Here is an 11,253-nt window from a genome sequence, read left to right as displayed (position 1 = left end):
CGGGGATGCCCCGTATCTGGGGCACCCCCGGTCAGATCCGCACGTTGCTCAGACGAGCTCGGTGACGGTGCCACCAGCAGCGGTGATCTTCTCCTTGGCGGAGCCGGAGACGGCGTCGACCGTCACCTGGAGCGCCACGGAGACCTCACCGTTGCCCAGCACCTTGACGAGCTGGTTCTTGCGAACCGCACCCTTGGCGACCAGATCGGCCACCGTGACCTCGCCACCCTCGGGGTAGAGCGCGGTCAGCTTGTCCAGGTTCACGACCTGGTACTCGGTGCGGAACGGGTTCTTGAAGCCCTTGAGCTTCGGGAGCCGCATGTGGAGGGGCATCTGCCCACCCTCGAAGCGCTCCGGAACCTGGTAGCGGGCCTTCGTGCCCTTGGTGCCACGACCAGCGGTCTTACCCTTGGACGCCTCACCACGACCGACACGGGTCTTGGCGGTCTTGGCGCCCGGGGCGGGCCGGAGGTTGTGGACCTTCAGCGGGTTACTCCCCGAAGATGCGGTCATGTCAGTCGACCTCCTCGACCGTCACGAGGTGCCGCACGGTCTGCGCCATGCCGCGGAACTCGGGGCGGTCCTCCTTGACGACCACGTCGCCGAGCTTCTTCAGCCCGAGCGAACGCAGCGTGTCACGGTGGTTCTGCTTGCTGCCGATGTAGGACTTCGTCTGCGTGATCTTCAGGCGGGGCATGCTCACACACCCACCCCGGCACGCGCCCGCAGCAGAGCGGCGGGGGCGACGTCCTCCAGCGGCAGACCACGACGGGCGGCGATCTCCTCGGGGCGCTGAAGCCCCTGGAGAGCGGCCACCGTGGCGTGCACGATGTTGATGGGGTTCGACGAGCCCAGCGACTTGCTCAGCACGTCGTGGATGCCCGCGCACTCCAGCACCGCGCGCACCGGGCCACCGGCGATCACACCGGTACCGGGGGACGCCGGCTTCAGCAGCACGACACCCGCGGCCTCCTCACCCTGGATCGGGTGCGGGATGGTGCCGGCGATCCGGGGGACCTTGAAGAAGTGCTTCTTGGCCTCCTCCACGCCCTTGGCGATCGCGGCCGGCACCTCCTTGGCCTTGCCGTAACCGACACCCACGGTGCCGTCACCGTCGCCCACCACGACCAGCGCGGTGAAGCTGAAGCGACGACCACCCTTCACAACCTTGGCGACGCGGTTGATCGCGACAACACGCTCGACGTAAGCGGTCTTCTCGGCGGCAGCGCCACCGTCCCGCCGGTCCTTCCGGTCCCGCCGCTCGCCGCCACCGGCGCCGCCACCGCGGCGCTGGGGTCCAGCCATTGGATTTACCTCTCTCGTTTCCGCTTTGCGTTGGAACCGGGGCTCAGAACTTCAGCCCGGCCTCGCGGGCGGCGTCCGCCAGAGCGGCGATCCGCCCGGCGTACTGGTTGCCACCGCGGTCGAATACGACGGCCTCGATGCCCGCGGCCTTCGCCCGCTCGGCCACCAGGGCGCCGACCTGCTGCGCCTGGGCGCTCTTGTCGCCCTCAGCCGCCCGGATGGAGCTGTCCAGCGTCGACGCCGAGGCCAGGGTGTGGCCCGCGATGTCGTCGATGACCTGCGCCACCATGTGACGGTTGGACCGCGTCACCACGAGGCGGGGACGGGCCGGCGTACCGGAGACCCGCTTGCGGACGCGGATGTGACGCCGCTTGACGGCAGCGGCCTTGCGGGCGTTGCCCTTGGCGATCTTCACACCGTATGCCATGGCTTACTTACCAGCCTTTCCGACCTTGCGGCGGATGACCTCGCCCGCGTACTTCACGCCCTTGGCCTTGTACGGGTCGGGCTTGCGCAGCTTGCGGATGTTCGCGGCGACCTCGCCGACCTTCTGCTTGTCGATGCCCTCGACGCTCAGCTTGGTCGGGGACTCCACCTTGAAGGTGATGCCCTCGGGGGCCTCGACCAGGATCGGGTGGCTGTAGCCCAGGGAGAACTCCAGGTTGGAGCCCTTGGCCTGGACGCGGTAACCCACACCGCTGATCTCGAGCGCCTTGCTGTAGCCCTGGGTCACGCCAGTGATCATGTTCGCCACCAGCGTGCGGGACAGGCCGTGCAGGGCCTTGTTCTGACGCTCGTCGTTGGGGCGGCTGACAACGAGCACGTTGTCCTCACCCTGGGCGACCTCGATCGGCGCGGCGACGGTGTGCGAGAGAGAGCCCTTGGGACCCTTCACGGCGACCGTGCGGCCATCGATGGTGACGTCCACACCAGCGGGAACCTGGATGGGCAGCTTGCCAATGCGCGACATGTGCTTCCTCCGTTCCCTGGTTACCAGACGTAGGCGAGGACTTCCCCACCCACGCCCTTCTTGCCGGCCTGCTTGTCGGTGAGGAGCCCGTGCGACGTGGAGATGATCGCCACGCCCAGGCCGCCGAGCACCTTCGGCAGGTTGGTGGACTTTGCGTAGACCCGCAGACCCGGCTTCGAAATCCGCTTGATGCCGGCGATCGAGCGCTCGCGGTTCGGGCCGAACTTCAGCTCGAGGGTGAGGTTCTTGCCGACCTCGGCGTCCTCGACCTTCCAGCCGGTGATGTAGCCCTCCTGCTGGAGGATCTCCGCGATATGCGACTTGATCTTGCTGTGGGGCATCACGACGGAGTCGTGGTACGCCGAGTTCGCGTTTCGCAGACGCGTCAGCATGTCTGCGATCGGATCGGTCATGGTCATGATGGCCTTCGGCCTCTCTCGCCGGGGTTTCCTGTATGCGCCATCCCTCTCACCCACTCACTGGCGGGCACGGGTGCGGCGCGGGGACCTACGGCGTAGTAAGGATTCTGGGCGGCGAGCGCCCAACCGTTCCACTCTACGGGAGCGGACGGGTGGGCCTCGCCATCCATTTGCTTACCGAGAGCCCGGTATCCGTCCGTTTGGACGGATTACCAGGAGCTCTTGGTCACGCCCGGCAGCTCGCCACGGTGAGCCATCTCACGAAGGCACACGCGGCACAGGCCGAACTTGCGGTACACGGAGTGCGGACGTCCGCAGCGCTGGCAGCGCGTGTACCCACGCACGCCGAACTTGGGCTTGCGGGCGGCCTTGGCAATGAGAGCCTTCTTCGCCACGGCTCACGCCTCCTTGAACGGGAAGCCGAGGTGACGCAGCAGGGCGCGGCCCTCTTCGTCGTTGGTCGCCGTGGTCACCACGGTGATGTCCATACCCCGGACGCGGTCGATCTTGTCCTGGTCGATCTCGTGGAACATGACCTGCTCCGTGAGACCGAAGGTGTAGTTGCCCCGGCCGTCGAACTGCTTCGGCGACAGACCGCGGAAGTCGCGGATGCGCGGCAGCGCGAGCGACACCAGGCGGTCCAGGAACTCCCACATGCGGTCACCGCGGAGGGTGACGTGGGCGCCGATCGGCTGGCCCTCACGCAGCTTGAACTGCGCGATGGACTTACGGGCCTTGGTGACGGCGGGCTTCTGGCCGGTGATCGTGGCGAGGTCGCGGATGGCGCCCTCGATCAGCTTGGAGTCGCGGGCGGCGTCGCCCACACCCATGTTGACCACGACCTTGGTCAGACCCGGGATCTGCATGACGTTCTCGTAGGAGAACTGCTCCTGCAACTTGCCCTGGATCTCTTCGCGGTAGCGCGCCTTGAGGCGCGGTGCAGTGGTGGTGGCAGTCATCAGATGTCCTCACCGGTCCGCTTGGCAACGCGGATCTTGTTGCCCTCGTCGTCGAAGCGGTATCCGACGCGGGTGACGACCTTCTTGCCGTCCTTCTCCACCACGAGCTGCACATTGCTCACGTGGATCGGGGCCTCGGTCGTCACGATGCCGCCGGTCTTCGAACCACGAGCGGTCTGTCCGGCCTTGGTGTGCTTCTTGACCCGGTTGACACCCTCGACCAGGACCCGGTCCTCGCGCGGGAAGGCCGCGATGACCTTGCCCTGCTTGCCCTTGTCCTTACCGGTGATGACCTGGACCAGGTCGCCCTTCTTGATCTTCATCGGTTACAGCACCTCCGGCGCGAGGGAGATGATCTTCATGAACTTCTTCTCGCGCAGCTCACGGCCCACCGGGCCGAAGATACGGGTGCCGCGGGGGTCGCCATCGTTCTTGAGGATGACGGCCGCGTTCTCGTCGAAGCGGATGTACGAACCGTCCGGGCGGCGGCGCTCCTTGACGGTGCGCACGATGACCGCCTTGACGACGTCACCCTTCTTCACGTTGCCACCGGGGATCGCGTCCTTGACGGTGGCGACGATGACGTCACCAATGCCCGCGTAGCGGCGACCGGAGCCACCGAGAACACGGATGCAAAGGATCTCCTTCGCGCCCGTGTTGTCGGCGACACGCAGTCGCGACTCCTGCTGGATCACGTCTATCTCCTGATCGTCTGCCGGTTCCCGGCGGGGGCCTGATGGATCAGACCCCCGCCGAGCCTGGCGGAACTGCCTGCGGGGGAATCCCCGCAGGAATTACTTGGCCTTCTCGAGGATCTCGACGACGCGCCAGCGCTTGGTCGCGGACAGCGGCCGGGTCTCCATCAGGAGGACGCGGTCGCCGACACCCGCGGCGTTCTGCTCGTCGTGCGCCTTGAGCTTGTTGGTACGGCGGATGACCTTGCCGTACAGCGCGTGCTTGACGCGGTCCTCGACGGCGACGACGACGGTCTTGTCCATCTTGTCGCTGACGACCAGACCCTCACGGGTCTTGCGGAAGCCGCGGTTCTGCGTTGCGTTCTCAGTCACATTCGTCTCGCTCATCAGGCGCTCTCCACCGTCTCGATGCCGAGCTCGCGCTCCCGCATCAGGGTGTAGATCCGGGCGATGTCCTTGCGGACGGCCTTCAGCCGGCCGTGGTTCTCGAGCTGTCCGGTGGCCGCCTGGAAGCGGAGGTTGAACAGCTCTTCCTTGGCCTCACGGAGCTTGCCAACGAGGTCCTCGTTGTTCAGCTCACGCAGCTCGGACGCCTTGGTACCGGCCGCCATCACGACTCACCTGCCTCGCGCCGAACGATCCGGCACTTCATCGGGAGCTTGTGAGCAGCGCGGGTGAGCGCCTCACGCGCAGTCTTCTCGTTCGGGTAGGACAGCTCGAACATCACCCGACCGGGCTTGACGTTCGCGATCCACCACTCCGGCGAACCCTTACCGGAACCCATACGGGTCTCGGCAGGCTTCTTCGTCAGCGGACGGTCCGGGTAGATGTTGATCCAGACCTTGCCGCCACGCTTGATGTGGCGGGTCATCGCGATACGAGCGGCCTCGATCTGACGGTTGGTGACGTACGCCGGGGTGACGGCCTGGATGCCGTACTCGCCGAACGCCAGCTCCGTACCGCCCTTGGCCATACCGGACCGCTTGGGGTGGTGCTGCTTGCGGTGCTTGACCCTGCGAGGGATCAGCATGTCGGTCAGGCCTCCGTTCCGGTGCTCTCAGCAGCCGGAGCGGCGGTGGCCTCGGCCTTGGGGGCCTCGGCGGGAGCGCTCTGCTGCTGCTGCGGCTTACGGCCACGGCCACCGCGCTCGCCACCACGGCGCTGCGGGCGGTCGCTGCCACCGCGCGACGGGCGGTTGCCGGCGCGGGCGGCGGCGTTCTCGGCGCGGACCTCGGCGATGTTCTTCACATCGCCCTTGTAGATCCACACCTTGACGCCGATGCGGCCGAAGGTCGTACGGGCCTCGAAGAAGCCGTAGTCGACGTTGGCCCGGAGCGTGTGCAGGGGCACCCGGCCCTCGCGGTAGAACTCCGAGCGGGACATCTCGGCGCCGCCGAGACGGCCACCGCACTGGATCTTGATGCCCTTGGCGCCGGCCTTCATCGAGCTCTGCATCGACTTGCGCATCGCACGACGGAAGGAGACGCGGGAGGAGAGCTGCTCGGCGACGGCCTGGGCCACCAGCTGAGCGTCGATCTCGGGGTTCTTGACCTCGAGGATGTTCAGCTGCACCTGCTTGCCGGTCAGCTTCTCCAGCTCGCCGCGGATACGGTCGGCCTCCGCGCCGCGGCGGCCGATGACGATGCCCGGCCGGGCGGTGTGGATGTCGACGCGGACGCGGTCACGGGTGCGCTCGATCTCCACCTTGGAGATACCGGCGCGCTCCATGCCCTTCGTCATCATCCGGCGGATGGCGACGTCTTCCTTGACGTAGTCCTTGTACAGCTTGTCGGCGTACCAGCGCGACTTGAAGTCGGTGGTGATGCCGAGCCGGAACCCGTGCGGGTTTACCTTCTGGCCCATTACCGGGTTCCTTCCTTGCTGCTGACGACCACGGTGATGTGGCTGGTCCGCTTGCGGATCCGGTAGGCACGCCCCTGGGCACGCGGACGGAACCGCTTCAGGGTCGGGCCCTCGTCGACGTACGCCTCGGAGATGAAGAGGCTGTCGGCGTCGGTGTGGTCGTAGTTGTGCGCGGCGTTGGCGATGGCGCTGTCCAGCACCTTGCCGACCGGCACGCTCGCGGCCTGCGGGGCGAAACGCAGGACCGCCTGAGCCTCCGTGGCGCTCATGCCACGGATGAGGTCCACCACGCGGCGGGCCTTCATGGGCGTGACGCGGATGTACCGCGCCTGGGCCCTGGCTTCCATGGTTGTCCCTTCGGTGTCAGTCATAGTCTTCGCACTCCGCTGATCAGCGACGACGCGACTTGCGGTCGTCCTTCTCATGGCCGCGGAAGGTGCGGGTCGGCGCGAACTCGCCGAGCTTGTGGCCGACCATCGACTCGGTGACGAACACCGGGACGTGCTTGCGGCCGTCGTGCACCGCGATCGTGTGGCCGAGCATGGCCGGGACGATCATCGAGCGGCGGGACCAGGTCTTGATGACGTTCTTGGTGCCTGCTTCGTTCTGCGTGTCCACCTTCTTGATCAGGTGGTCGTCGACGAAGGGCCCCTTCTTGAGACTGCGCGGCATCTGAACCCGCTCCTAGCGCTTCTTGTTCGTCTTGCGGCGGCGGACGATGTACTTGTTGCTGGCCTTCTTCGGCGAGCGCGTACGGCCCTCCTTCTGACCCCACGGCGAGACCGGGTGGCGACCACCGGAGGTCTTGCCCTCACCACCACCGTGCGGGTGGTCGACGGGGTTCATCACCACACCACGAACGGTCGGGCGGACGCCCTTCCAGCGCATGCGGCCGGCCTTGCCCCAGTTGATGTTCGACTGCTCGGCGTTGCCGACCTCGCCGACGGTGGCGCGGCAGCGGACGTCGACCAGGCGGATCTCACCGGACGGCATGCGCAGGTGGGCCATGGAGCCCTCCTTCGCCAGCAGCTGCACGGAGGCACCCGCGGAGCGGGCGAACTTCGCGCCGCCGCCGGGCCGCAGCTCGATGGCGTGGAGCGTGGTACCAACCGGGATGTTGCGCAGCGAGAGGTTGTTACCGGGCTTGATGTCGGCGCCCGGGCCGTTCTCGATCCGGTCGTTCTGCTTCAGGCCACGCGGGGCGAGGATGTAGCGCTTCTCGCCGTCGGCGTAGTGCAGCAGCGCGATGCGCGCGGTGCGGTTGGGGTCGTATTCGATGTGCGCGACCTTCGCCGGGACGCCGTCCTTGTCGTGACGGCGGAAGTCGATCACGCGGTACGCACGCTTGTGACCGCCACCCTGGTGGCGGACCGTGATGCGGCCGGCGTTGTTACGACCACCCTTGCTGTGCAGCGGGCGGACCAGCGACTTCTCCGGCGTGGACCGCGTGATCTCGACGAAGTCGGCGACGCTGGAGCCACGACGGCCCGGGGTCGTCGGCTTGTACTTGCGGATACCCATTTCTCAGTCCTCGGAAGATTCCGGACTTCTGGACGATTCCGGCCCCCGTCAGGAGGTCGGGCCGCCGAAGATGTCGATACGGTCGCCCTCGGCGAGGGTCACGATGGCGCGCTTGGTGTCCTTGCGCTTGCCGAAACCGGTGCGGGTGCGCTTGCGCTTGCCCTGCCGGTTGATCGTGTTGACCCCGGTGACCTTGACCGAGAAGACCGCCTCGACGGCCTGCTTGATCTGGGTCTTGTTCGCGCGCGGGTCGACGATGAACGTGTACTTGTTCTCGTCCAGCAGCGCGTAGCTCTTCTCCGAGACCACCGGCTTGACGAGCACATCGCGGTGGTCGGTGAAGGTCTTGCTGGTGACAGCGGTCGCCTCAGTCATCAGGCGGCGCTCCCTTCGGTCTTCTCAGCGGCCTTGGGACCAGCCACGAAGGACTCGAAGGCGGTCTTGGTGAAGACCACGTCGTCGGAGACGAGCACGTCGTACGTGTTCAGCTGGCCCGGCTCCAGGATGTGCACCTGGGGCAGGTTGCGGGCGGACAGCCACGCGGCCTCGTCGGTCCGCTCGGCGACCAGGAGCACGTTCTTACGCTCACTGATCTTGCCCAGCAGGGCCTTCGCGGCCTTGGTGGAGATCTCGCCGTCGACCACGCCGGTCACGACGTGGATCCGCTCGTGACGCGCCCGGTCGGAGAGGGCACCGCGCAGCGCGGCGGCCTTCATCTTCTTCGGGGTGCGCTGGCTGTAGTCGCGCGGCACGGGGCCGTGCACGACGCCACCGCCGGCGAACTGCGGCGCGCGGGTCGAACCCTGGCGCGCGCGGCCGGTGCCCTTCTGGCGGTACGGCTTCTTGCCACCGCCCCGGACCTCACCGCGGGTCTTGGTCTTGTGCGTGCCCTGGCGGGCGGCGGCCAGCTGGGCGACGACGACCTGGTGGATCAGCGGAACGCTGACCTGCGCGTCGAAGATCTCAGCGGGGAGCTCGACGGACCCGGCCTTGTCGCCTGCCGGCGAAAGGATGTCAACGGTACTGGTAGTCATGGCTTTTACCTCAGGCCCCCTTGGCCGCGGTGCGGACCAGGACGAGGCCGCCGTTCGGACCAGGAACCGCTCCCTTGATCAGGAGCAGACCCTTCTCCGCGTCAACGGCGTGGACGGTCAGGTTCTGGGTGGTGACCCGCTCATTGCCCATACGGCCGGCCATGCGCAGGCCCTTGAACACGCGGCCCGGGGTGGCGCAGCCACCGATGGAGCCCGGCGAGCGGTGCTTGCGCTGGGTGCCGTGGCCGGCGCCGAGGCCGGCGAAGCCGTGGCGCTTCATGACACCGGCGGTGCCCTTGCCCTTGCTGGTGCCGGTCACGTCGACCTTGACACCGGACTCGAACACCTCGGCCGTGACCTCCTGGCCGAGCGTGTACTCACCGGCGTCGGTGGTACGCAGCTCCACCAGGTGGCGGCGCGGGGTCACATCGGCCTTGGCGAAGTGGCCCTTGAGGGGCTTGTTCACCTTGCGCGGGTCGATCTCGCCGAAGGCGATCTGGACGGCGCTGTAGCCGTCCGCGTCAGCGGTACGGACCTGGGTAACGACGCAGGGACCGGCCTTGACGACGGTGACCGGGACGACGCGGTTGTTCTCGTCCCACACCTGCGTCATACCGAGCTTCTCGCCCAGGACGCCCTTGATCTGCTTAGCCATCTCGCGCGTCACCTCAGAGCTTGATCTCGATGTCGACGCCGGCCGGCAGGTCGAGACGCATGAGCGAGTCAACCGTCTTCGGCGTGGGGTCGAGGATGTCGATGAGGCGCTTGTGCGTACGCATCTCGAAGTGCTCGCGCGAGTCCTTGTACTTGTGCGGCGACTTGATGACGCAGTACACGTTCTTCTCTGTGGGCAGCGGCACCGGGCCCGCGACCGACGCACCAGTCCGGGTCACCGTCTCGACGATCTTCTTCGCCGAGGAGTCGATGACCTCGTGGTCGTAAGCCTTGAGCCGGATGCGGATCTTCTGTCCCGCCATGGCTACTTCGTAGTCCTGTCTCTCGTAACGCTCTGGGACCCGGTGGCGTTCGCGTCCCGCTCCACCCCACTCCCGACCCACGCGGTCGGGCGTGTCGCAGTCCTTCTCATAAATCTCCGCGATTGGAGATCCCTGGTGAAGGGGGTTTGCTGGGGGAGAAAGTCACCCACCGGGCGCCTGGCCGGGGCCCCGCTGACACTTCCCGGAAGATTCCCGTACTTCCGCCCCTGATCAGGGGCGACGAGTACTGTGGGACTCGCTTCCGGTCCTCCCGGCGGGAGGCGCGCAGCATCGGCACTCAACCGAGCAACCTGGTCAGTGTGCCATAGCGGGCGGCGCCGACGCCAATCAGGGGGCCAGGAAGGATACCCCCTGCGGGTGAGCGCTCAAACCCACGCCGACCTCCCCCGGGCTCGGTCCGCATCCTGGTACGAATAACCGCGCCCACGGTAGGTTCGGCGCGCCGAGAAGAGGGGGATCGGGATGGCCGGTGTACCGCTGCGGGTGGAGATCTTACGGGCGGGCGAGGAGCATGTGGAGCAGATCGCCCGGCTCGCCGAGTCACGGAGCCTGAACCGGCCGGACGGCACCCCGGGGTCGGTGGAGGGCGGCTTCCTGGTCTCGGCGTACAGCGAGGCCGACTACCGCGCCCGGCTGGAGACCGCCGAGCACTTCTATGTGGCGGTCAAGGGCGGCCAGGTGCTGGCGTTCCTGCTGGCCTACAGCTCCGACCGGGTCGAGCCGGACGAATGGCTGAACCGCCGGATCAAGACCACCCTCGGAAACTTCCTGGTGATCAAGCAGATCTGTGTGGCCCAGGATGCGGCGCGGGGCGGTATCGCCTCGATGCTCTACTACCACGTCCTCGACCAGTGGGACGAGAGCCCCGTGATCGCCGCCGTGGTCAACGATCCCCCCAACGACGCGTCCGCGCGCTTCCACCACAAGCTGGGCTTCCAGGAGCTGACCCGGCTGACCCCGCCGGACGGGCTGCCCCGGGTGGTGTGGGTGTGGCGCAAACCGCGGGAGGCGATGCTCCACGCGCAGTACGGGATCGCGGTGGACCTCTACAAGCACGAGGACAACCTCAACTGGCAGAAGCTGAACAACTTCTTCTACATCACCGCGGGCCTCGCGGCCGCCACCGCCTTCTGCCTCGGCAAGGAGGGCGCGGGCGGCAGCCTCGGCAAGGGGCTCGCGATGATCATCGCGGTCATCGGCATCGGAGTGTCGCTGGGCTTCTCGCTGATGCTGCGCTTCGGACGTCAGTACCTCCTGGCGCGCAAGGAGGCGGTGATCGACCTCGAGGAGTACATGGCCTGGCACGGCGGCGAGCGGATCGTGAACCGCCGCACCGATGACCCGCGGTCCGCCTATCTGAAGGTGTCCCCGACCGGCGCGATCATGATGCTGCTGCCCGTGCTGGTCGCGGCCTGCTGGCTCGCGGTGCTCGGGGTGCTGATCGCCGACTGAGACGGCCGGGGGCCGTGGCGCCCGGCGATGTGTCCGT

The 11,253-nt window shown here is 67.2% G+C and carries 22 protein-coding genes; 1 reads left to right on the top strand and 21 read right to left on the bottom strand.

The features are described from left to right. Positions 1-48: 48 nt before the first annotated feature. The 21 genes from rplO to rpsJ all read right to left on the bottom strand — a co-directional run bounded on the left by rplO (position 49) and on the right by rpsJ (position 9,743). On the bottom strand, positions 49-513 hold the full coding sequence (rplO, locus tag AB0E24_RS20505; protein WP_069865199.1) for a 50S ribosomal protein L15: 465 nt from the start codon (positions 511-513) through the stop codon (positions 49-51). A gap of 1 nt (position 514) precedes the next feature. Next, positions 515-697: a 50S ribosomal protein L30 gene (rpmD, locus tag AB0E24_RS20500; protein WP_069865201.1), complete on the bottom strand. Its 183-nt coding sequence runs from the start codon at positions 695-697 to the stop codon at positions 515-517. Positions 698-699: 2 nt separating this feature from the next. Further along, complete coding sequence (gene rpsE / locus AB0E24_RS20495) at positions 700-1,305, bottom strand: 30S ribosomal protein S5 (RefSeq protein WP_030835127.1); 606 nt, start codon at positions 1,303-1,305, stop codon at positions 700-702. A 43-nt stretch (positions 1,306-1,348) separates the two neighbouring features. Next, positions 1,349-1,732 (bottom strand): 50S ribosomal protein L18, encoded by a 384-nt coding sequence (rplR, locus tag AB0E24_RS20490; RefSeq protein WP_069865204.1) that lies wholly within the window; start codon positions 1,730-1,732, stop codon positions 1,349-1,351. A 3-nt stretch (positions 1,733-1,735) separates the two neighbouring features. After that, a complete protein-coding gene (rplF, locus tag AB0E24_RS20485) occupies positions 1,736-2,275 on the bottom strand; it encodes a 50S ribosomal protein L6 (RefSeq protein ID WP_069865206.1) in 540 nt (179 codons plus the stop codon). A gap of 20 nt (positions 2,276-2,295) precedes the next feature. Beyond that, positions 2,296-2,694 carry a 30S ribosomal protein S8 gene (rpsH, locus tag AB0E24_RS20480; protein ID WP_055556099.1) on the bottom strand — a complete coding sequence of 133 codons (399 nt, stop codon included), beginning with the start codon at positions 2,692-2,694 and terminating at the stop codon, positions 2,296-2,298. A gap of 209 nt (positions 2,695-2,903) precedes the next feature. Further along, positions 2,904-3,089 (bottom strand): type Z 30S ribosomal protein S14, encoded by a 186-nt coding sequence (locus AB0E24_RS20475; protein WP_003948630.1) that lies wholly within the window; start codon positions 3,087-3,089, stop codon positions 2,904-2,906. Between the two features lie 3 nt (positions 3,090-3,092). Further along, positions 3,093-3,653, bottom strand: coding sequence for a 50S ribosomal protein L5 (rplE, locus tag AB0E24_RS20470; protein ID WP_020869255.1), 561 nt, complete (start codon positions 3,651-3,653; stop codon positions 3,093-3,095). Next, positions 3,653-3,976 carry a 50S ribosomal protein L24 gene (gene rplX / locus AB0E24_RS20465; RefSeq protein ID WP_030835110.1) on the bottom strand — a complete coding sequence of 108 codons (324 nt, stop codon included), beginning with the start codon at positions 3,974-3,976 and terminating at the stop codon, positions 3,653-3,655. The genes rplE and rplX overlap by 1 nt, the downstream gene beginning before the upstream one ends. Positions 3,977-3,979: 3 nt before the next feature. Next, complete coding sequence (gene rplN, locus AB0E24_RS20460) at positions 3,980-4,348, bottom strand: 50S ribosomal protein L14 (RefSeq protein ID WP_003998823.1); 369 nt, start codon at positions 4,346-4,348, stop codon at positions 3,980-3,982. A 99-nt stretch (positions 4,349-4,447) separates the two neighbouring features. After that, complete coding sequence (gene rpsQ / locus AB0E24_RS20455; protein ID WP_014054172.1) at positions 4,448-4,735, bottom strand: 30S ribosomal protein S17; 288 nt, start codon at positions 4,733-4,735, stop codon at positions 4,448-4,450. Then, positions 4,735-4,959, bottom strand: coding sequence for a 50S ribosomal protein L29 (rpmC, locus tag AB0E24_RS20450; protein WP_009715874.1), 225 nt, complete (start codon positions 4,957-4,959; stop codon positions 4,735-4,737). Before rpmC ends, rpsQ begins: the two co-directional genes overlap by 1 nt. Then, a complete protein-coding gene (gene rplP, locus AB0E24_RS20445; protein ID WP_014178774.1) occupies positions 4,959-5,378 on the bottom strand; it encodes a 50S ribosomal protein L16 in 420 nt (139 codons plus the stop codon). Before rplP ends, rpmC begins: the two co-directional genes overlap by 1 nt. 5 nt (positions 5,379-5,383) lie before the next feature. Next, positions 5,384-6,211 carry a 30S ribosomal protein S3 gene (rpsC, locus tag AB0E24_RS20440; RefSeq protein WP_069865208.1) on the bottom strand — a complete coding sequence of 276 codons (828 nt, stop codon included), beginning with the start codon at positions 6,209-6,211 and terminating at the stop codon, positions 5,384-5,386. Next, the gene (gene rplV, locus AB0E24_RS20435; RefSeq protein ID WP_059148970.1) at positions 6,211-6,558 is read right to left on the bottom strand and encodes a 50S ribosomal protein L22; all 348 of its coding nucleotides are present in this window, start codon (positions 6,556-6,558) and stop codon (positions 6,211-6,213) included. Before rplV ends, rpsC begins: the two co-directional genes overlap by 1 nt. 43 nt (positions 6,559-6,601) lie before the next feature. After that, a complete protein-coding gene (gene rpsS, locus AB0E24_RS20430) occupies positions 6,602-6,883 on the bottom strand; it encodes a 30S ribosomal protein S19 (RefSeq protein WP_020869258.1) in 282 nt (93 codons plus the stop codon). 12 nt (positions 6,884-6,895) lie between these two features. Continuing rightward, positions 6,896-7,732 (bottom strand): 50S ribosomal protein L2, encoded by an 837-nt coding sequence (gene rplB, locus AB0E24_RS20425; protein WP_069865209.1) that lies wholly within the window; start codon positions 7,730-7,732, stop codon positions 6,896-6,898. Between the two features lie 48 nt (positions 7,733-7,780). Continuing rightward, on the bottom strand, positions 7,781-8,107 hold the full coding sequence (gene rplW / locus AB0E24_RS20420; RefSeq protein WP_069865211.1) for a 50S ribosomal protein L23: 327 nt from the start codon (positions 8,105-8,107) through the stop codon (positions 7,781-7,783). Continuing rightward, the gene (gene rplD, locus AB0E24_RS20415; protein ID WP_069865212.1) at positions 8,107-8,766 is read right to left on the bottom strand and encodes a 50S ribosomal protein L4; all 660 of its coding nucleotides are present in this window, start codon (positions 8,764-8,766) and stop codon (positions 8,107-8,109) included. Before rplD ends, rplW begins: the two co-directional genes overlap by 1 nt. 10 nt (positions 8,767-8,776) lie before the next feature. Continuing rightward, entirely contained in the window at positions 8,777-9,421 is a 645-nt protein-coding gene (gene rplC / locus AB0E24_RS20410) for a 50S ribosomal protein L3 (RefSeq protein WP_069865644.1), read from the bottom strand. Between the two features lie 13 nt (positions 9,422-9,434). Next, entirely contained in the window at positions 9,435-9,743 is a 309-nt protein-coding gene (gene rpsJ / locus AB0E24_RS20405) for a 30S ribosomal protein S10 (RefSeq protein ID WP_003948644.1), read from the bottom strand. Between the two features lie 483 nt (positions 9,744-10,226). On the opposite strand from rpsJ, the gene AB0E24_RS20400 reads away from it, so the two are divergent. After that, positions 10,227-11,216 (top strand): GNAT family N-acetyltransferase, encoded by a 990-nt coding sequence (locus tag AB0E24_RS20400; RefSeq protein WP_069865214.1) that lies wholly within the window; start codon positions 10,227-10,229, stop codon positions 11,214-11,216. The last annotated feature ends 37 nt before the right edge of the window (positions 11,217-11,253 follow it).

This window comes from Streptomyces malaysiensis subsp. malaysiensis, assembly GCF_040653035.1.
GTDB classification, from domain to species: Bacteria; Actinomycetota; Actinomycetes; order Streptomycetales; family Streptomycetaceae; genus Streptomyces; species Streptomyces malaysiensis.
This window is presented reverse-complemented; position numbering and strand designations above follow the sequence as displayed.

Bases quoted from the DNA above. Each gene is read 5' to 3' on its own strand.
- rplX (WP_030835110.1), bottom strand. From the start codon at position 3,976: ATGAAGATCAAGAAGGGCGACCTGGTCCAGGTCATCACCGGTAAGGAC.
- rpmC (WP_009715874.1), bottom strand. From the start codon at position 4,959: ATGGCGGCCGGTACCAAGGCGTCCGAGCTGCGTGAGCTGAACAACGAG.
- rpsQ (WP_014054172.1), bottom strand. From the start codon at position 4,735: ATGAGCGAGACGAATGTGACTGAGAACGCAACGCAGAACCGCGGCTTC.
- rplB (WP_069865209.1), bottom strand. From the start codon at position 7,732: ATGGGTATCCGCAAGTACAAGCCGACGACCCCGGGCCGTCGTGGCTCC.
- rplO (WP_069865199.1), bottom strand. From the start codon at position 513: ATGACCGCATCTTCGGGGAGTAACCCGCTGAAGGTCCACAACCTCCGG.
- rpsH (WP_055556099.1), bottom strand. From the start codon at position 2,694: ATGACCATGACCGATCCGATCGCAGACATGCTGACGCGTCTGCGAAAC.
- rplD (WP_069865212.1), bottom strand. From the start codon at position 8,766: ATGACTACCAGTACCGTTGACATCCTTTCGCCGGCAGGCGACAAGGCC.
- rplF (WP_069865206.1), bottom strand. From the start codon at position 2,275: ATGTCGCGCATTGGCAAGCTGCCCATCCAGGTTCCCGCTGGTGTGGAC.
- rplE (WP_020869255.1), bottom strand. From the start codon at position 3,653: ATGACTGCCACCACCACTGCACCGCGCCTCAAGGCGCGCTACCGCGAA.
- rpsS (WP_020869258.1), bottom strand. From the start codon at position 6,883: ATGCCGCGCAGTCTCAAGAAGGGGCCCTTCGTCGACGACCACCTGATC.
- rplV (WP_059148970.1), bottom strand. From the start codon at position 6,558: ATGGAAGCCAGGGCCCAGGCGCGGTACATCCGCGTCACGCCCATGAAG.
- rpsC (WP_069865208.1), bottom strand. From the start codon at position 6,211: ATGGGCCAGAAGGTAAACCCGCACGGGTTCCGGCTCGGCATCACCACC.
- rpsE (WP_030835127.1), bottom strand. From the start codon at position 1,305: ATGGCTGGACCCCAGCGCCGCGGTGGCGGCGCCGGTGGCGGCGAGCGG.
- AB0E24_RS20400 (WP_069865214.1), top strand. From the start codon at position 10,227: ATGGCCGGTGTACCGCTGCGGGTGGAGATCTTACGGGCGGGCGAGGAG.
- rplW (WP_069865211.1), bottom strand. From the start codon at position 8,107: ATGACTGAGGCGACCGCTGTCACCAGCAAGACCTTCACCGACCACCGC.
- rpmD (WP_069865201.1), bottom strand. From the start codon at position 697: ATGCCCCGCCTGAAGATCACGCAGACGAAGTCCTACATCGGCAGCAAG.
- rpsJ (WP_003948644.1), bottom strand. From the start codon at position 9,743: ATGGCGGGACAGAAGATCCGCATCCGGCTCAAGGCTTACGACCACGAG.
- rplR (WP_069865204.1), bottom strand. From the start codon at position 1,732: ATGGCATACGGTGTGAAGATCGCCAAGGGCAACGCCCGCAAGGCCGCT.
- rplP (WP_014178774.1), bottom strand. From the start codon at position 5,378: ATGCTGATCCCTCGCAGGGTCAAGCACCGCAAGCAGCACCACCCCAAG.
- rplC (WP_069865644.1), bottom strand. From the start codon at position 9,421: ATGGCTAAGCAGATCAAGGGCGTCCTGGGCGAGAAGCTCGGTATGACG.